The 16958-nt window shown below is 72.4% G+C and carries 15 protein-coding genes; 9 read left to right on the top strand and 6 right to left on the bottom strand.

Features of this window, described 5'->3' with window-relative positions; all coding sequences use genetic code 11:
- Nucleotides 1-33 precede the first annotated feature (33 nt).
- Complete coding sequence (locus SM611_RS11970; protein ID WP_371949538.1) at nt 34-804, bottom strand: enoyl-CoA hydratase/isomerase family protein; 771 nt, start codon at nt 802-804, stop codon at nt 34-36.
- 80 nt (nt 805-884) lie between these two features.
- On the opposite strand from SM611_RS11970, the gene SM611_RS11975 reads away from it, so the two are divergent.
- Together SM611_RS11975 and SM611_RS11980 are read left to right on the top strand one after the other, a co-directional pair.
- Nucleotides 885-1742: a biotin--[acetyl-CoA-carboxylase] ligase gene (locus tag SM611_RS11975; protein WP_371949540.1), complete on the top strand. Its 858-nt coding sequence runs from the start codon at nt 885-887 to the stop codon at nt 1740-1742.
- 123 nt (nt 1743-1865) lie between these two features.
- Entirely contained in the window at nt 1866-2864 is a 999-nt protein-coding gene (locus tag SM611_RS11980; protein ID WP_371949542.1) for an adenylate/guanylate cyclase domain-containing protein, read from the top strand.
- A gap of 3 nt (nt 2865-2867) precedes the next feature.
- On the opposite strand, the gene bfr is transcribed toward SM611_RS11980, so the two are convergent.
- Nucleotides 2868-3365, bottom strand: a complete 498-nt coding sequence (gene bfr / locus SM611_RS11985; RefSeq protein ID WP_371949544.1) for a bacterioferritin — start codon at nt 3363-3365, stop codon at nt 2868-2870.
- A gap of 97 nt (nt 3366-3462) precedes the next feature.
- On the bottom strand, nt 3463-3792 hold the full coding sequence (locus tag SM611_RS11990) for a (2Fe-2S)-binding protein (protein WP_371949546.1): 330 nt from the start codon (nt 3790-3792) through the stop codon (nt 3463-3465).
- Nucleotides 3793-4027: 235 nt separating this feature from the next.
- On the opposite strand from SM611_RS11990, the gene glgX reads away from it, so the two are divergent.
- From glgX to SM611_RS12015, 5 genes are all read left to right on the top strand, one after another.
- Nucleotides 4028-6214 (top strand): glycogen debranching protein GlgX, encoded by a 2187-nt coding sequence (glgX, locus tag SM611_RS11995; protein ID WP_371949548.1) that lies wholly within the window; start codon nt 4028-4030, stop codon nt 6212-6214.
- Between the two features lie 13 nt (nt 6215-6227).
- Complete coding sequence (gene treY / locus SM611_RS12000; RefSeq protein ID WP_371949549.1) at nt 6228-8612, top strand: malto-oligosyltrehalose synthase; 2385 nt, start codon at nt 6228-6230, stop codon at nt 8610-8612.
- On the top strand, nt 8609-10381 hold the full coding sequence (treZ, locus tag SM611_RS12005) for a malto-oligosyltrehalose trehalohydrolase (protein WP_371949551.1): 1773 nt from the start codon (nt 8609-8611) through the stop codon (nt 10379-10381). The genes treY and treZ overlap by 4 nt, the downstream gene beginning before the upstream one ends.
- A 140-nt stretch (nt 10382-10521) precedes the next feature.
- Nucleotides 10522-11193, top strand: a complete 672-nt coding sequence (locus SM611_RS12010; RefSeq protein WP_026402549.1) for a response regulator transcription factor — start codon at nt 10522-10524, stop codon at nt 11191-11193.
- A 98-nt stretch (nt 11194-11291) separates the two neighbouring features.
- Nucleotides 11292-12563 carry an ATP-binding protein gene (locus SM611_RS12015; RefSeq protein WP_371949552.1) on the top strand — a complete coding sequence of 424 codons (1272 nt, stop codon included), beginning with the start codon at nt 11292-11294 and terminating at the stop codon, nt 12561-12563.
- 87 nt (nt 12564-12650) lie between these two features.
- Here SM611_RS12015 and SM611_RS12020 read toward each other — a convergent pair whose 3' ends face one another.
- Nucleotides 12651-13220, bottom strand: coding sequence for a GtrA family protein (locus tag SM611_RS12020; RefSeq protein WP_371949553.1), 570 nt, complete (start codon nt 13218-13220; stop codon nt 12651-12653).
- 278 nt (nt 13221-13498) lie between these two features.
- Here SM611_RS12020 and SM611_RS12025 point away from each other — a divergent pair, with 278 nt between their 5' ends.
- Entirely contained in the window at nt 13499-14671 is a 1173-nt protein-coding gene (locus SM611_RS12025; RefSeq protein WP_371949554.1) for a 5-(carboxyamino)imidazole ribonucleotide synthase, read from the top strand.
- Nucleotides 14672-14694: 23 nt separating this feature from the next.
- Complete coding sequence (purE, locus tag SM611_RS12030) at nt 14695-15162, top strand: 5-(carboxyamino)imidazole ribonucleotide mutase (RefSeq protein WP_371950029.1); 468 nt, start codon at nt 14695-14697, stop codon at nt 15160-15162.
- On the opposite strand, the gene SM611_RS12035 is transcribed toward purE, so the two are convergent.
- Nucleotides 15159-15569 (bottom strand): CoA-binding protein, encoded by a 411-nt coding sequence (locus SM611_RS12035; protein ID WP_371949556.1) that lies wholly within the window; start codon nt 15567-15569, stop codon nt 15159-15161. The two genes, purE and SM611_RS12035, sit on opposite strands and share 4 nt — an antisense overlap.
- A gap of 42 nt (nt 15570-15611) precedes the next feature.
- Nucleotides 15612-16946: a UDP-glucose dehydrogenase family protein gene (locus SM611_RS12040; RefSeq protein WP_371949558.1), complete on the bottom strand. Its 1335-nt coding sequence runs from the start codon at nt 16944-16946 to the stop codon at nt 15612-15614.
- Nucleotides 16947-16958 lie beyond the last annotated feature (12 nt).

The raw sequence follows: 16958 nt of genomic DNA on the forward strand, positions 1-16958 counted from the left end.
GCGCCCGCCTGGCGGAGGGCCGCTCCGACGACCTCAGCCCCAGTCGGGCTCGCGCTTCTCGTTGAAGGCGGCGATGCCCTCGCGGCGGTCGGCGGAGGCGGCGGCGGTGCGCCAGGCGTTCTCCTCCAGGTCCAGGCCCGCGTCCAGGCTGACGCCCGCGCCCTGCCGCAGGGCGCGCTTGGCGGCCCGGACGGCGACCGGGGAGTTCTTCGCGATCACGCCCGCGAGGGCGAGGGCCTCCTCGCGGGCGTGACCCGCCGGGACCTTGCGGTCGGCGAGGCCATAGGCGACGGCCTCGTCGACGTCCAGGCGGCGGCCCGTGAACACCAGGTCGGCGGCCCTGGCGGGGCCGAGGCGGCGCAGCGCGAGCTGCGTCCCGCCGCCGCCCGGGACGAGGCCGACGCGCACCTCGGGGAGGCCGAACACGGCCGTCTCGTCCGCGACGATCAGGTCGGTGGACAGCGCGAACTCGCAGCCGCCGCCGAGCGCGTAGCCGTGCACGGCCGCGACGACCGGCTGCGGCAGGTTCAGGACGCCGCCGAACGCGCCGCGGAAGACCGTGCGCTGCGCGAAGATCTCCGCGTCGGTCATCGCGTTGCGCTCCTTGAGGTCGGCGCCGACGCAGAACGCCTTCTCGCCCGCCCCGCTCAGCACCACCGCGCGGACGGACGCGTCCGCCGCGACCTCCGCGCAGACGGCCGTCAGCCGCCGCGCCATCGCGGTCGACAGGGCGTTCATGGCCTCGGGCCGGTCCAGCACGATCTCCGCGACATGTCCGTCGCGCCGCAGCGTCACACGATCCATAGCCGCACCCTAACGAGCGGGGGGCGGCTTCCCGGACGGCCGCCCCCAAGATCGAACCCGCTTTGGGGTTGGATATAGGGGTGGACTCAGCTTACGGGGATCTCGACCGGCCGCCCTTGCACGAGGGGGCGCTCCAGCGGGCGCTCGTCCGGAAGGGCGGGCTGTGGCGGGAGATCCGGGTCGTGGACGAGACGGGTTCCACCAACGCCGACCTCGCGGCGCGGGCGCGCGAGGGGGCGCCGGAGGGGACGGTGCTGGCCACCGAGCTGCAGACGGCGGGCCGGGGCCGCCAGGGCCGGACGTGGACGGCGCCGGCCCGGTCCGGGCTGGCGTTCTCGATGCTGCTGCGGCCCGCCGTGCCGGTGCCGCTGCTCGGGTGGGCGCCGCTGCTGACGGGCGTCGCCGTCGCCACCGCGGTCCGCAGGATGACCGCCTGGTCGCAGACGGGGGACCGGTTCCTCGGCGAGGCCGCCGACGTGGCCGTGGACGCCCGCCTCAAATGGCCGAACGACGTCCTCGTCGGGGACCGGAAACTCGCCGGGATCCTCGCCGAGAAGGTCGAGGACGGCCTCGTGATCGGGGTCGGGCTGAACGTGGGGCTGCGGGCGGAGGAACTGCCGGTGCCCACCGCGACGTCCCTCGCGATCGAGGGCGCGCCGCTGAGCGACCGGGCGCCGCTGCTGCGCGCGATCCTGCGCGAGTTCGGGACCTGGTACCAGGAGTGGACGGCGCTGGCCGGTGATCCGGAGACCAGCGGGCTCCGTACCGCCTACCGCGACCTGTGCACGACGCTCGGGCGCGAGGTCAGGGTGGAGATGCCCGGCGGCGAGCGGCTGGCCGGGACGGCGACGGACGTGGACGGGGCGGGGCGCCTGGTGGTCGCGGGGAAGGGCGGGGACAGCGCGGTCAGCGCGGGCGACGTGGTGCACGTCCGGTGAACGGGGAACGCGGATTCCCCGTCCGGGCGTTGATCCGATTGCTGATCTGCAACGATATGTCCTTGTACCGAGTCACGACGCCGTCGCCGCGGCCCATGGCGGCGGCGGCCTGAGGGGCGGGAAATGGCGGCCGGATTGCCCGATCCGAAGGAGATCGAGGAGCTCCTGCTCGGCGGCGAGCTGCGGTACAACCGCGTCGAGGCCGTCCGGCGGTCCGGGGTCTCCCGGGACTTCGCCGGCCGGATCTGGCGGGCGTTCGGCTACCCGTCCATGCCGGACGAGACGATCGCCTACACCGAGGGGGACGTCGCGGCCCTGGAGCGGCTCCGCCGGCTGGTCGACGACGGCATCCTGGACGAGGACGGCGTGATCCGCCTCGTCCGGGCGTTCGGGCAGACGATGACGCGGCTCGCGGAATGGCAGGTCAACCTGCTGCGCAGCATGCTCGCCCCCGACCCGCACGACCTGCCCTCCGCCGAGGCGGTCGACACGGTCGTCGACATCGCGGAGAAGCACATCGGGGAGTTCGAGCCGCTGGTCGTGCACGCCTGGCGGCGGCAGCTCGCCGCGGCGGGCACCCGCGCGCTGGCCGCGGCGGCGACCCGGGAGAACGGCGACCCGGCGGGCCGCCCGATGACCACCGTCGGCTTCGCCGACATGGTGTCGTTCACGCAGGTCAGCCGGGAGCTGGACGAGATCGAACTGGCTCGCGTCGTGGAGTGGTTCGAGGAGACCGCCGCCGACATCATCGCCTCGTGCGGCGGCCGGCTGGTGAAGACGCTCGGCGACGAGGTGCTGTTCAGCGCGGAGACCCCGGAGGTCGGCGCGAAGATCGCGCTGACGGTGGCGGCGGCCATCCAGGACGAGACCGAGGTCCCGGACGTGCGGGTCGGCGTCGCGTACGGGCCCGTCCTGCCGCTGATGGGCGACGTCTTCGGCACGACCGTCAACCTCGCGGCCCGGCTCACCTCGCTGGCCCGGCCCGGCTCGGTCGTGATCGACGGCGAGCTTGCGGCGCGGCTGGAGAAGAACCCGGCCTACGAGGTGACGCGGATCGTGCGGCGCCCGGTCCGCGGCCTCGGCATCGTCCAGCCGTACGTGCTGCGCCGCAAGACCGGCTGACCGTCAGTAGACGCTGGGGCCGCTCTCGCTGGGCGAGTCGGTGAGGCGCTGCATGTAGTTCTGCTCGCCGAGCGCCTGGACGAGGCTCAGTTCGGTCTCCAGGTAGTCGATGTGCTCCTCCTCGTCGGCGAGGATGTGCTCGAAGAGCCGCGCGGACGTGACGTCGCCGCGCGAGCGCATCAGCTCGATGCCGGGACGCAGCCGCGCCACGGCCTCCATCTCGATCTCCAGGTCGGCCTTGAGCTGCTCGACGATGGTCTGCCCGATCCGCAGCGTGCCGATCTTCTGGTAGTTCGGCAGCCCCTCCAGGAACAGGATCCGGTTGGTGAGCCGCTCCGCGTGCTTCATCTCGTCGAACGACTCGTCGCGAGTGTGCTTGGCGATGCGGAGGAAACCCCAGTTCTCCTGCATCTTGGAGTGCAGGAAGTACTGGTTGATCGCCGTGAGTTCCGCGGTGAGCTGCTCGTTCAGCAGCGCGATGATGTCCTTGTCGCCTTCCATGCCGCCCATGCTTCCATGCCGGACGGGTTGAGGACAGCACTGACCCCGCACGGCGCATGTCCGGTTCCGCGGCGGGCCGTGCGGGCGGCGGAGGAACTCAGGCTGCGGTCTGCGGAGCGGCTCCCTCGATGACGGCGGTCTCGGCGGCGGCCGGCCCGGACGGGACGGCCGGCGCGGGCGCCCCCGGCCCGGCGCCGGGGGACGGTTCGGGGACGGCGGTCAGCGCGAGCGGGCCGCCGGTCAGGGCGTCCGCGAGCTCGTTGGCCGTGCGGTACTGGCTGACCATGGTGTAGATGCGCTTGGTGCACATGCCGCAGCCGGGCTTGAAGCCGCATGCGGCCTTGACGGCCTTGGCGGTCGCGCAACCGCTCGCCATGCAGCCGTGGACGTCGTCCTCGGTGATGGCGTTGCACACGCAGACGTACATGCCGGTAGGAGACCTTCCGTGCGGCTCTTGCTGGCTCGGCCCCGACCTCTCACCCTTAGGGTGCCCTTATTGAGGTAAGGCATGCCTAAGGTAACTCACGAATGTCCGTTCTGACCAGTGGCCTCCCGATCGGTGTGATCCACCCCTCAGGGGGAAGGGCTTCCGGCGTCCGCCCCGGGCCCCCGCGTCGCAGCCGTGACAGGGCCCGTCGCGGCACGACTGGGAGGACGGGACATTGGCACAGGTTTGGCCGGGCGACGCCTACCCCCTCGGGGCCCGGTTCGACGGCGCGGGCACCAACTTCGCCGTCTTCTCCGAAACGGCGGAGCGAGTGGAGCTCTGCCTGTTCGACGGGCCGGCGGGCGACGGCGAGGAGACGAGGCTCGTGCTCCCGGAGGTGGACGCCTTCGTGTGGCACGGCTACCTGCCGGGCGTCATGCCGGGGCGGCGGTACGGCTACCGGGTGCACGGGCCGTACGAGCCCCGCGACGGGCTCCGCTGCAATCCGGCGAAGCTGCTCCTCGACCCGTACGCGCAGGCCGTCGAGGGGACGGTCGACTGGGACGAGTCGTGCTTCGGCTACGAGTTCGGCGACCCGTGGTCGCGCAACGACGCCGACTCGGCGGGCCACACGATGCGGTCGGTGGTCGTCAGCCCGTACTTCGACTGGGGGGACGACCGCCCGCCGCGCATCCCCTACCACGAGACGGTGATCTACGAGGCGCACGTCAAGGGCCTCACCGCCCGGCATCCGGAGATCCCACCGGCGCTGCGCGGCACCTACGCGGGTCTCGCCCACCCGGTGATCACCGATCACCTGCGCTCGATCGGGGTGACGGCGGTGGAGCTGATGCCCGTCCACCAGTTCGTCCACGACGACGCGCTGACGAGCCGCGGCCTGCGCAACTACTGGGGCTACAACACGATCGGGTTCTTCGCGCCGCACAACGAGTACTCCTCGTCCGGGCAGCGGGGCGAGCAGGTGCTGGAGTTCAAGGCGATGGTGAAGGCCCTGCACGAGGCGGGCATGGAGGTGATCCTGGACGTCGTCTACAACCACACCGCCGAGGGCAACCACCTCGGGCCGACGCTGTCGTTCCGGGGCATCGACAACGCCTCGTACTACCGGCTCGCCGAGGACGACCCCCGCTACTACATGGACACGACGGGCACCGGGAACAGCCTGCTGATGCGCAGCCCGCACGTGCTCCAGCTGATCATGGACTCGCTGCGGTACTGGGTGACCGAGATGCACGTCGACGGGTTCCGCTTCGACCTCGCGGCGACGCTGGCCCGCGAGCTGCACGCGGTCGACCGGCTGTCGGCGTTCTTCGACCTCGTCCAGCAGGACCCGGTCGTCTCCCAGGTGAAGCTGATCGCCGAGCCGTGGGACATCGGGGAGGGCGGCTACCAGGTCGGCAACTTCCCGCCGCTGTGGACGGAGTGGAACGGCCAGTACCGCGACACCATCCGCGACTACTGGCGCGGGCAGCCGGGCTCGATGCCCGACTTCGCGTCCCGGCTGACGGGCTCGTCCGACCTGTACGCCGACGACGGGCGCCGCCCGATCGCCTCGATCAACTTCGTGACCTGCCACGACGGGTTCACCCTGCACGACCTCGTCTCCTACGACGGCAAGCACAACGAGGCGAACGGGGAGAACAACCGGGACGGGACCGACGACAACCGGTCGTGGAACAGCGGGCACGAGGGGCCCACGGACGACCTGGACGTCATCGCGCTGCGTGAACGGCAGAAACGCAACTTCCTGACCACGCTGTTCCTCTCGCAGGGCGTCCCGATGCTGCTGCACGGCGACGAGATAGGCCGGACCCAGGGCGGCAACAACAACGCCTACTGCCAGGACGGCGAGCTCTCCTGGGTCGACTGGACGGGCCTGCGCGACGACACGTTTTTCGACGAGCGCGGCCCGCTGCTGGACTTCGTCCGGCGGCTGTCGGCCCTGCGCACCGAGCACCCGGTGTTCCGGCGGCGGCGCTTCTTCCTCGGCGACCAGCGGACGAAGCGGGCCCGCAAGGCCGCGCGGCGCAAGGGCGAGGCGGACGCCGAGTCCGAGGAGCTGCCGGACCTGGTCTGGTTCACGCCCGGCGGGCAGGAGATGGCGGACAGGGACTGGTCGGCCGGCTTCAACAAGTCGCTGAACGTGTTCCTGAACGGCGACGCGATCGGCGAGCCCGACCGGCGCGGGCGGCAGGTCCGGGACGACTCGTTCCTGCTGCTGTTCAACGCGCACGACGGCGACCTGCCGTTCACGCTCCCGCCCGCCGTCTACGGGCAGATGTGGATCAAGATGCTCGACACCGCCGACCCGCTGCTCGCCGAGGAGGAGTCGCCCGTCGTGAAGGCCCGCGAGATCGTCCCGGTGGGAGCCCGCTCGATCCAGGTCCTGCGCCGGCTCTGAGGACGCCGACGCCATGCCCGCCGATCCCGCGCCCCCCGATCCCGCGCCCCCCGATCCCGTGCCCGCCGATGCCGCGCCCGCCGCAGAGGAACCGCTCCCCGACGACCCCCCAGAGGACACCGTGTCCGAGGACCACAGCACCGAGAAGACCCCGGCCGAAGAGAACATCCCCGCCGAGGACCCGTTCGCCGCGCCCCCGTCCGGCACCTACCGCCTCCAGCTCCGCGGGACGCCCGAGGGCCGCTTCGGGTTCGCCGAGGCCGCCGCGCTCGCCCCCTACCTAGCGTCCCTCGGCGTGTCCCACGTCTACCTGTCGCCGGTCCTGCAGGCCGCGCCCGGCTCCACGCACGGCTACGACGTCGTCGACCACTCCCGGCTCTCGGACGAGCTGGGCGGGGCGGAGGCGTTCGGCGCCATGGCGGCCCGGTTCCGCGCGCACGGCCTGCGGATGCTGGTCGACGTCGTCCCGAACCACATGGCGATCCCCGATCCGCACGGGCTGAACCTGCCGCTGTCCGGCGCCCTGGCGGACGGGCCGGGCTCGCCGTTCGCGAGATGGTTCGACGTCGACTGGAACGCGGGCGGCGGCCGGATCGTCCTGCCCGGCGAGGGCGAGCCGAACTACCGCCGCTTCTTCGACATATCGGGGCTGATCGGGCTGCGGCAGGAGGATCCGGAGGTCTTCCGCCGCACGCACGCGCTGCTGCTGGGCCTGGTCGAGCGGAGCCTCGTGGACGGCCTGCGCATCGACCATCCGGACGGGCTCGCCGACCCGCGCGGCTACCTGCGGCGGCTGGCGGAGGCCGCCCCGGGCCGCTGGCTGCTCGTCGAGAAGATCACCGAGGGCGAGGAGCGGCTGCCGCCGGACTGGCCGTGCGCGGGCACCACCGGCTACGACTCGCTCGGCATGATCGGCGGGCTGTTCGTCGACCCGGCGGGGGAGAAGCCGCTCACCGACTACTACGTGTCGCTGACGGGCAATCCGGCCGAGTTCGAAGAGGTCGAGCACGAGGCCCGCCTGTACGCGGCGACGCACGGCCTCAAGCCCGAGATGGACCGGCTCCTGCGCGTCCTCCACCGGGTCGTGGGCGAACGCCGTCCCGGTATGGAGCGGGCCCTGGTCGAACTGCTCGTCGCCATGCCGGTCTACCGCGCCTACGTCGTCCCCGGGGAGGACGCGCCGCAGCACGCCGTGGACATCCTCAGCGAAGCCGCCGACCGTGCGAGCGCTCATCTCCCGGAGGACCTGCACGGTGACCTGGAGGCCGTCGTGGACCTCGCCCTGGGACGGGGCGAGCGCACCGACGCCGAGTTCATCGTGCGGTTCCAGCAGACGTCGGCGCCGCTCGCGGCCAAGGGCGTGGAGGACACGGCGTTCTACCGGTGGAACCGCATGGCCGCGCTGAACGAGGTGGGCGGCGCGCCAGGGCGGTTCTCCGTCAGCCCAGAGGACTTCCACGCGCACTGCATCCGGCTCGCGCGCGACTGGCCGCTGACGATGACGACGCTGTCCACGCACGACACCAAGCGCGAGGAGGACGTGCGGGCCTGGCTGTCCGTACTGGCCGAACTCCCGGGCGAGTGGACGGAAGCGGTCGAACGCTGGCGCACATGGGGTTCCGCCCCATCGCCGCTGGAGCCCGACCTCGAATACCTCCTCTGGCAGACGCTCGTCGGCGCCTGGCCCATCACCCGTGGCCGCCTGGAGGAGTTCCTCGTCAAGGCGATGCGCGAGGCCAAGACCCGCACGTCCTGGGTCGAGCAGGACGCCGAGTACGAGGAGGCCGTTCTCGCCTACGCGCGGGACGTCCTGGCCGACGCCGACCTCATCACCGACATGACGTCGTTCGTCGCGAAACTGTCGCCCTACGCGCGCGTCAACACGCTGGGGCAGAAGCTCGTCCAGCTGGCGATGCCGGGCGTCCCGGACGTCTACCAGGGCTGCGAGCTGACCGGGCTGGCGCTCGTCGACCCCGACAACCGGCGCCCGGTCGACTACGGGCGGCGCCGCGAGCACCTCGCCCGGCTCGACACCGGCCGCCGCCCGAAGGAGGTCGACGACGAGAAGCTGCTGGTCACATCGCGGACACTGCGGGTGCGGCGGGCGCATCCCGAGTGGTTCGGGCCCGGGTCGCGGCACGAGCCGGTCACGGCGCGCGGGCCGGCCGCCGAGCACCTGGTCGGGTTCGCCCGCGGCGACGCGGTCGCGCTCGCGACCCGGCTCCCCGTCGGGCTGGAGCGCCGCGGCGGCTGGTCCGGCACGAGGGTGGACGTGCGCCGGCAGGGCTGGCGGGACGTCCTGACCGGCTGCACGCACATGGGCCCGATCCTGGACGCGGCCCGCGTCTTCCAGCATCTGCCCGTCGCGCTGCTCGTCCCCAGGGAGATCGATAGGTGAGCACCCGGTTCGCGGTGTGGGCGCCCGCCGCCGAACGCGTCGAGGTCGCGGTCGGCGGCGCGCGGCACGCCATGGAGGCGCGGCCCTCCGGCTGGTGGGAGGCCCGCGTTCCCGGCGCGGGACATGGGACGGACTACGGCTTCGTCCTGGACGGCGCCGACGACGTACTGCCCGACCCCCGCTCGCCTTGGCAGCCCAACGGCGTGCACGGCCAGAGCCGTGTCTACGACCACGGACGGTTCGCCTGGACCGACCAGCACTGGCACGGACGTCCGCTCCCCGGCAGCGTCCTGTACGAGATGCACGTGGGCACGTTCACGCAGGAGGGGACGTTCGACGCCGCCGCCGAACGCCTCGACCATCTGGTCGCGCTCGGGATAGACGCGGTGGAGTTGCTGCCCGTCGCGTCCTTCCCCGGCCGGCACGGGTGGGGGTACGACGGTGTCCACCTTTGGGCGCCGCATGAGCCCTATGGCGGTCCCGACGGGTTGAAGCGCTTCGTGGACGCCGCCCACGCGCGCGGCCTGGCCGTCGTCCTGGACGTCGTCTACAACCACCTGGGGCCGGACGGGAACTGCCTGGGGAACTTCGGCCCGTACTTCACCGGCGCGCACGCCACGCCCTGGGGCGACGCGGTGAACTTCGACCAGGAGGGCTCGGACGAGGTTCGCGCGTTCGTCGTGCGGAACGCGCTGATGTGGTTGCGCGATTATCATTTCGACGGGCTGCGGATCGACGCCGTCCACGCCATCACCGACCACAGCGCCGTGCACGTCCTCGAAGAAATGGGACGCGCGGTGGCCGCGGAATCCGCCCACCTCGGGCGGGACCTCTTTCTCATCGCCGAATCGGACCTGAACGACCCGCGCCTGGTGACCTCCAGAGAAGCGGGTGGGTACGGTCTGGACGCGCAGTGGAGCGACGATTTCCACCATGCTCTGCACGCCGCCCTCACCGGCGAACGGCAGGGCTACTACTGCGACTTCGGGTCCCTGGAAACGCTGAAGAAGGCCCTGACCGAAGTCTTCGTCCACGACGGGACCATGTCGGCCTACCGGGGACGGCGCCACGGGCGCCCCGTGAACGTCCGGGAAACACCCGCACACCGTTTCCTCGGCTTTCTGCAGAACCACGACCAAGTCGGCAACCGCGCCTCCGGCGACCGCATCGGCGCGCTCTTGCCGTCCCCAGGGCTACTCAAAGTGGGCGCGGCGCTGCTCCTGCTCGCGCCGTTCACACCGATGCTCTTCATGGGCGAGGAGTGGGGGGCCTCCACCCCCTGGTGCTACTTCACCGATCACCAGGACCCCGAGCTGGCGCGCGCGGTCAGCGAGGGGCGCCGGCGGGAGTTCGCGCGGCACGGCTGGGCGGGCGAGGTGCCCGATCCACAGGCTGTGGACACGTTCCGCCGGTCCGTCCTCGACTGGACCGAGATCGACGACCCGCACCATGCCGACCTGCTCGAATGGCACCGTGCGCTGATCTCGCTGCGGCGGGCCAGACCCGAGCTGAACGACCCCCGGCTGACCGCGGTGCGGGTCGAGGCGGAGGAGAACGGGGCGCGCTGGCTGATGATGTGGCGGGGCGGCGTCTGCGTCGCGGCGAACCTCGGGGACGTCCCGGTCGTCCTCCCCGCGGCGCCGCCCGGCGGCCGGGCCCGGCTGCTGCTCGCGTCAGATCCGGCAATTCGCCTGGACGGTGAGGGGCGCGGTGATTCACGAACTTCCTCCGTGGAGCTGCCGGCGGCCTCCGCCGCGGTTTTTCACTGACCGCTGGACGCGCGTAATGCGACCTAAACTCGGGTAGTGGCGGATATGTCGTGTTCGCGGATGTACTACGAGTGGCAAACCGCAGGTCAAGAGCGCGGCGGCAGCCCGGTAATGGTCAAGAATGGTCATACGATCGGTTCATGACCTCAGTACTGCTCGCCGAGGACGACACGTCCATCTCCGAGCCTCTCGCCCGCGCGCTGCGTCGCGAGGGGTACACCGTCGAAGTAAGCCCGGACGGCCCGCAGGCGCTGGAGCGGGCGCTCGGCGGCGGTGTGGACCTGATCGTCCTCGATCTCGGCCTTCCCGAGCTGGACGGCCTCGAGGTGGCCCGCAGGGTGCGGGCCGAGGGCCACGGCGTGCCCATCCTGATCCTGACCGCCCGGGCCGACGAGGTCGACACCGTCGTCGGGCTGGACGCGGGCGCCGACGACTACGTGACCAAGCCGTTCCGGCTGGCCGAGCTGCTCGCGCGGGTGCGGGCGCTGCTGCGCCGGGGCAGCACGGAGACCCCGATCGTCCAGGGGGTGCGGATCGACGCCGAGTCGCGCCGCGCCTGGATGGGCGAGCAGGAGCTCCAGCTGACGACCAAGGAGTTCGACCTGCTGCGCGTCCTCGTCCGCGACGCGGGCAAGGTCGTGACCCGAGAACAGATCATGCGCGAGGTGTGGGACACCAACTGGTGGGGTTCCACGAAGACCCTCGACATGCACATTTCCTGGCTGCGCCGCAAGCTCGGCGACGACGCCGGCAGTCCCCGCTACATCACCACGGTGCGGGGCGTCGGCTTCCGGTTCGAGCGCGGCGACTAGCACCGGCCGCCGCGGCCGGTCGGGACGACCGGGGGCCTTCCCGAGAGGCTCCCGGCGCGTGCCGCGCTGTCCGCGGCCCCACCCTCGAAGGAGCCCTGATGAGGCGCCGACTCCTCCTGTCGACGCTCGCGGTGGCGGTGGTCGCGATCCTCCTGCTCGGCATACCCCTCGCCTACGCCGCCCACAAGCTCGTCTACGAGGAGGCCGGCCGGTCGCTCGACCGGGAGGCGTCCTCCATCGCAGGCAGCGTCGGCTACAGCCTGGAGAAACCGCAGCCCGTGACCGGCGCGGTCATCGCCCGCGAGTACCCGGGGCGGCGCGTCTCCGTCACGCTGCCGGACGGCCGCACCCTCACCGCCGGGCGGCGGCCGCACGGCCGCGTCCTCAGCGCGACCGCGACGCACGGCGCGGTCCGGGTGCGCGTGTCGCGCCCGGTGTCGGAGGTCCGGGACGCCGCGCTGCGGCTGATCCTGCTGATCGCCGGCCTGGCGCTGCTCGGCGTCGCCGTCACCGTCGGCCTGGCGATGGTCCAGGCGCGCCGGTTCATGCTGCCGCTGCGCGAGCTCGCCGAGACCGCCGACCGGCTCGGCAGCGGCAACGCCCGGCCGCGTCCCCGCCGCTACGGCATCCCGGAGATCGACCAGGTCGCCGAGGTGCTGGACCGCAGCGCCGTCCGGATCACCGATCTGGTCGTCGCCGGCCGCCAGTTCGCCACCGACGCCAGCCACCAGCTCCGCACGCCGCTGACCGCGCTGTCCATGCGGCTGGAGGAGATGATCGAGGCCGCCGACTACCCCGACGTCGTCCGGGAGGAGGGCGAGGCCGCCGTCGCGCAGGCCGAACGGCTCGTCGCGGTCGTCGAGCAGTTACTCGCGCGCGCCCGCCACGACCCGACCGGCGGGGCCGTCCCGTCCCCGATCGACGAGGTGATCGCCCAGCAGGTCGAGGAGTGGCGGCCGAGCTTCCGCAAGGCCGGCCGGGACGTCCGCATCACCGGCGAGCAGGGCCTCGTCGGCCTGACCAATCCGGAGGGCCTCTCCCAGATCGTCGCGACCCTGCTGGAGAACTCGCTGGTGCACGGGGCGGGCGCCGTCACCATCCACACCAAGCCGGGCGCGGGGTCGGTGCTGGTCGAGATCGGCGACGAGGGCCCCGGGATACCGCCCGAGCTGGAGCCCCGCATCTTCGACCGCAGCGTCAGCGGCGGCCACGGCACCGGCCTGGGCCTCTACCTGGCCCGTTCCCTGGCCGTCGTGGACGGCGGCCAGCTGCAGCTGATCCGGTCGCGCCCGGCGGTCTTCCGGATCTTCCTCCGGGAGGCCGCGGAAGCCCGCCTCGCCACCGAACGCGTGGTCATGGGCCCCGCCTAATGGGAGCTACCGGGTCGGCCGGGACGAACACGAGCCGGCCCGCCCCGTGGGGGGCGGGCCGGCTCGGTGGTCTCGGAGCGGGGGCCGTCAGATCTCGGCGTAGTCCTCGGCGGCGCGGGCGTCCAGGGGGTGGCCGAGGCGCTGGACGTCGGCGCGGTGCACACCCGGGACGTCCGGCGCGGCGGGGGCCTCGGGGAGGCCGGACGCCGGGTCGACGCTCGGGGCGCTCGACGGCAGGAACACCCACTTCTTGTACGACCAGAAGCGGAACAGCGTCGCCACGCCGGTGCCGATGACCAGCGCGATGTTGTAGAAGACGGCGCCGTCCAGCCCGAGGACGTAGTGCGAGAAGCCGATGAACAGCTCGGTGATCACCAGCCCGACGCCGTTCAGGGCGAAGAACAGCACGTACTCGCGGCCGAGACCGGTGCGGTCGCGGTGGCGGAACGTCCAGTAGCGGTTCGCCAGGTAGGCGAACGTCGTCGCGATGATCGTCGCGACGCCGTTGGAGGTCAGCGGGCCCACTCCGAGCCCGGTGTGCAGGCCGTTGCCGATCACGACGGTGATGACGAACGCGATGGCGCCCACACTGCCGAACTTGGCGAGTTCCCGCACGAGGTGCGCGAACCGCCGGTGGAGTTTGGCGACCAGGCTCACGAAGGGGAACCGTCCTTCCGGACTTCGTTGTACGCCACGGCCGACGGCGCGGCGGCTGATGCGGAGGCACCACGAGGATAGACGCCTGTGGCGGCTGGGACGTCGGAACATGAACGTTTCTTGCTCTCCGCCCGTTCCTTGCCCATTGCCGAGATCCCCACACACGTACGACGCCGGGGCCGCCGGATTCGTTCGGGGCGGGCGGCCGATAACCTTCTGACGTGACAGTTCAGCGTCCTTCGAGGGGGGACGGCTCCCCGAGCCCCCCGGATCGCCGGGTGGAACCGCCGGTGGTCGGCATGGCCGGCGGGGGCCAGCTCGCCCGGATGACGCAGCAGGCCGCGATCGCGCTCGGCGTGTCGCTGCGCGTCCTCGCGGGGGCGCCGGACGATTCGGCGGCCAAGGTCGTGCCCGACGTCCGGGTGGGCGACGACCGGTCCCGCGACGACCTGCTGGCGTTCGCCAAGGGCTGCGACGTGGTGACCTTCGACCACGAGCACGTCCCGGGCCCGCACATCGTGGCGCTGGAGGAGTCGGGCCTCCCGTGCCGTCCGGGCTCGGCGGCCCTGGCCCACGCCCAGGACAAGCTGGTCATGCGGGAAAGGCTGAGCGGCCTGGGCGTTCCGTGCCCCGCGTACGCGCACGTGCCGCCGTCCGATCCCGAGGCGTTCCTGGAGGCGTTCGCCGCCGAGCACGGACGGCCGCTGGTGCTGAAGGCCACCCGCGGCGGCTACGACGGCAAGGGCGTCTGGATCGTCGACGGGCCCGACGGGCAGGCTGAGCGGCTGCTGGCGGAGGGCGTCGACCTGATGGTCGAGCAGTACGTCCCGTTCCGGCGGGAGCTGGCCGCGCTCGTCGCCCGCTCCCCGTACGGGCAGGGCGCCGCGTACCCGGTCGTGGAGACCGTCCAGGAGGGCGGGATCTGCACCGAGGTGATCGCGCCCGCGCCGGGCCTTTCCGACGACCTCGCCGCCGAGGCGCAGAGCCTCGCGCTCCGCGTCGCGGACGAGCTGGACGTCGTCGGCCTGCTGGCCGTCGAGCTGTTCGAGACCGAGACCGGGCTCCTGGTGAACGAGCTGGCCATGCGCCCGCACAACTCCGGGCACTGGACGATCGACGGCGCCCGCACGTCGCAGTTCGAGCAGCACCTGCGGGCCGTCCTCGACCTGCCGCTCGGCTCCACCGAACCCACCGCCCCGTACACGGTCATGGCCAACGTGCTCGGCGGCGACGACCCGGACGTCTACTCCCGCTACATCCACGTGATGGCCCACGACCCGGCCGTCAAGGTGCACATGTACGGCAAGGAGTCGCGGCCGGGACGCAAGATCGGCCATGTCACGGCGCTCGGCGCCGACCTCGACGGCGTCCGCGAACGGGCCCGGCACGCCGCCGACTACCTGCGCTGGGGCACGGCGATGGGCGAGAAGGTCAAAAGGGAGCAAAAGTGAGCGATCCGGTCGTCGGCGTCGTGATGGGCAGTGACTCGGACTGGCCCGTCATGGAGGGCGCCGCGCAGGCGCTCGCCGAGTTCGGCGTCCCGTACGAGGCCGACGTCGTCTCCGCGCACCGCATGCCGCACGACATGATCGCCTACGGGGAGGACGCCGCGGCCCGCGGCCTCCGCGTGATCATCGCGGGCGCGGGGGGCGCCGCGCACCTGCCGGGCATGCTGGCCTCGGTGACGCCGCTGCCGGTGATCGGCGTGCCCGTCCCGCTGAAGTACCTCGACGGCATGGACTCACTGCTCTCGATCGTCCAGATGCCCGCCGGCGTCCCCGTCGCGACGGTCGCGGTCGGCGCCGCCCGCAACGCCGGGCTGCTGGCCGTGCGCATCCTGGCCGCGTCCGACGAGGAGCTGCGGGCCAAGATGAAGGTCTTCCAGCAGGACCTCTACGGCCAGGCGAAGGCGAAGGGCGCGCGGCTCCGCGAGAGGCTCTAGCGGCGCGCCCACTCGACGGCGGGGCAGCGGTCCATGACGACGTCGAGCCCGGCGTCCTTCGCGCGCCGGGCGGCCGCCTCGTCGATCACCTGGAGCGGCAGCCACACGGCCTTCGCCCCGGCCGCGATCGCCTCGTCCACCGCCTGCCCGGCGTGCTCGGCGCGCCGGTACACGCCGACCACGTCCACCTCGGCGGGGACGTCGGCGAGCGAGGCGTACCCCTGCTCGCCGAGCACCTCCGCCGCCGCCGGGTGGACGGGGATGATCCGCTTCCCGCGCCGCTGCAGGAGCCGGGCCTGGTTGTAGACCTCGCGCCCGGGGTTGTCGGCGAGCCCGACGAACGCCCACGTCCCGGACTCGGTCAGCAGCCGCCGGATCACGTCCGGGTCGGCGAATTCGTCAGCCATGCCCACGACAACAGCCGCTCGCACCCGTTGCTTCCCGCCGGTTCACGGGCGTCCCAGGGCGCGGTAGTTCCAGCCGGCCGCCCGCCAGCGCTCGGGGTCGAGGGCGTTGCGGCCGTCCACGATGTTGCGTTCGGCGACGGCCTCGGCGAGCACGTGCGGGTCCATGCCCCGGAACTCCGCCCACTCGGTCAGCAGCAGCACGACGTGCGCGTCGCGGGCGGCGGACAGCGCCGACTCCCCGTAGTCGAGGGTCGGCTGGGCGCGGCGCGCGTTCGGCATGGCCTGCGGGTCGTACACGGTCACCTTGGCGCCCTGGGCCCGGATGGACGCGGCCACGTCCAGCGCGGGCGAGTCGCGGACGTCGTCGGAGTTCGGCTTGAACGCGGCGCCGAGGACGCCGACCGTCCGGCCGACGAACGAGCCGCCGAGGAGTTGCCGGGCGAGGTCCACCATCCGGATGCGCCGCCGGATGTTGATCTCGTCGACCTCGCGCAGGAAGGTCAGCGCCTGGTCGGCGCCCAGCTCGCCGGCCCGCGCCATGAACGCCCGGATGTCCTTGGGCAGGCAGCCGCCGCCGAACCCGAGCCCCGGGCCGAGGAACTTGCCGCCGATCCGGTCGTCGTAGGACAGCGCCTCGGAGAGCTTCGTCACATCGGCGTGCGCGGCCTCGCAGACCTCCGCCATCGCGTTGATGAACGAGATCTTGGTGGCGAGGAACGCGTTGGCCGACACCTTCACGAGCTCGGCGGTCGGGTAGTCGGCGGTGATGAACGGGGTGCCCTCGGCGAGCATCGTCCGGTAGACCTCGCGGAGCACCTTCTCGGCGTGCTCGGCGGCGCCCTGCTCGGTGGGCAGCCCGGCCACGATCCGGTCGGGGTGCAGGGTGTCCTGGACGGCGAACCCCTCGCGCAGGAACTCCGGGTTCCAGGCGAGGAGGGCGTCGCCGCCGACGGGGGCCGTCCGGGCGAGCGCGCCGGCCAGCCGCTCGGCCGTCCCGACCGGCACGGTGGACTTGCCCACCACGAGGCAGGGGCGGTGCAGCAGCGGCGCCAGCGACGCGATCGCCTCGTCGACGTAGCGCAGGTCGGCCGCGTACTCCCCGGACTTCTGCGGCGTCCCGACGCACAGGAAGTGGACGTCCCCGAACTCCGCGGCCTCCTCGTAGGACGTGCTGAACCGCAGCCGCCCGGTCTTCAGCCCCCGGCGCAGCACGGGTTCCAGGCCGGGTTCGTAGAACGGCAGGTCACCGGCCGCCAGCCGCGCGATGCGCTCGGCGTCCACGTCCAGGCCGAGCACCTCGAAGCCCAGGTCGGCCATGCAGGCCGCATGGGTGGCGCCGAGGTACCCGGTTCCGATGACCGTCAGCCGGTGGGTCAAGACGTGCTCCCT

This window comes from Actinomadura monticuli, from assembly GCF_041463655.1.
In the GTDB taxonomy this organism is placed as follows: domain Bacteria; phylum Actinomycetota; class Actinomycetes; order Streptosporangiales; family Streptosporangiaceae; genus Spirillospora; species Spirillospora monticuli.

What these genes read in the sequence shown, in the direction of transcription:
- SM611_RS11970 (WP_371949538.1), bottom strand. Translation starts at nt 804, where the DNA reads ATGGATCGTGTGACGCTGCGGCGCGACGGACATGTCGCGGAGATCGTG.
- SM611_RS11980 (WP_371949542.1), top strand. Translation starts at nt 1,866, where the DNA reads ATGGCGGCCGGATTGCCCGATCCGAAGGAGATCGAGGAGCTCCTGCTC.
- bfr (WP_371949544.1), bottom strand. Translation starts at nt 3,365, where the DNA reads ATGGAAGGCGACAAGGACATCATCGCGCTGCTGAACGAGCAGCTCACC.
- SM611_RS11990 (WP_371949546.1), bottom strand. Translation starts at nt 3,792, where the DNA reads ATGTACGTCTGCGTGTGCAACGCCATCACCGAGGACGACGTCCACGGC.
- treY (WP_371949549.1), top strand. Translation starts at nt 6,228, where the DNA reads ATGCCCGCCGATCCCGCGCCCCCCGATCCCGCGCCCCCCGATCCCGTG.
- SM611_RS12010 (WP_026402549.1), top strand. Translation starts at nt 10,522, where the DNA reads ATGACCTCAGTACTGCTCGCCGAGGACGACACGTCCATCTCCGAGCCT.
- SM611_RS12015 (WP_371949552.1), top strand. Translation starts at nt 11,292, where the DNA reads ATGAGGCGCCGACTCCTCCTGTCGACGCTCGCGGTGGCGGTGGTCGCG.
- purE (WP_371950029.1), top strand. Translation starts at nt 14,695, where the DNA reads ATGGGCAGTGACTCGGACTGGCCCGTCATGGAGGGCGCCGCGCAGGCG.
- SM611_RS12035 (WP_371949556.1), bottom strand. Translation starts at nt 15,569, where the DNA reads ATGGCTGACGAATTCGCCGACCCGGACGTGATCCGGCGGCTGCTGACC.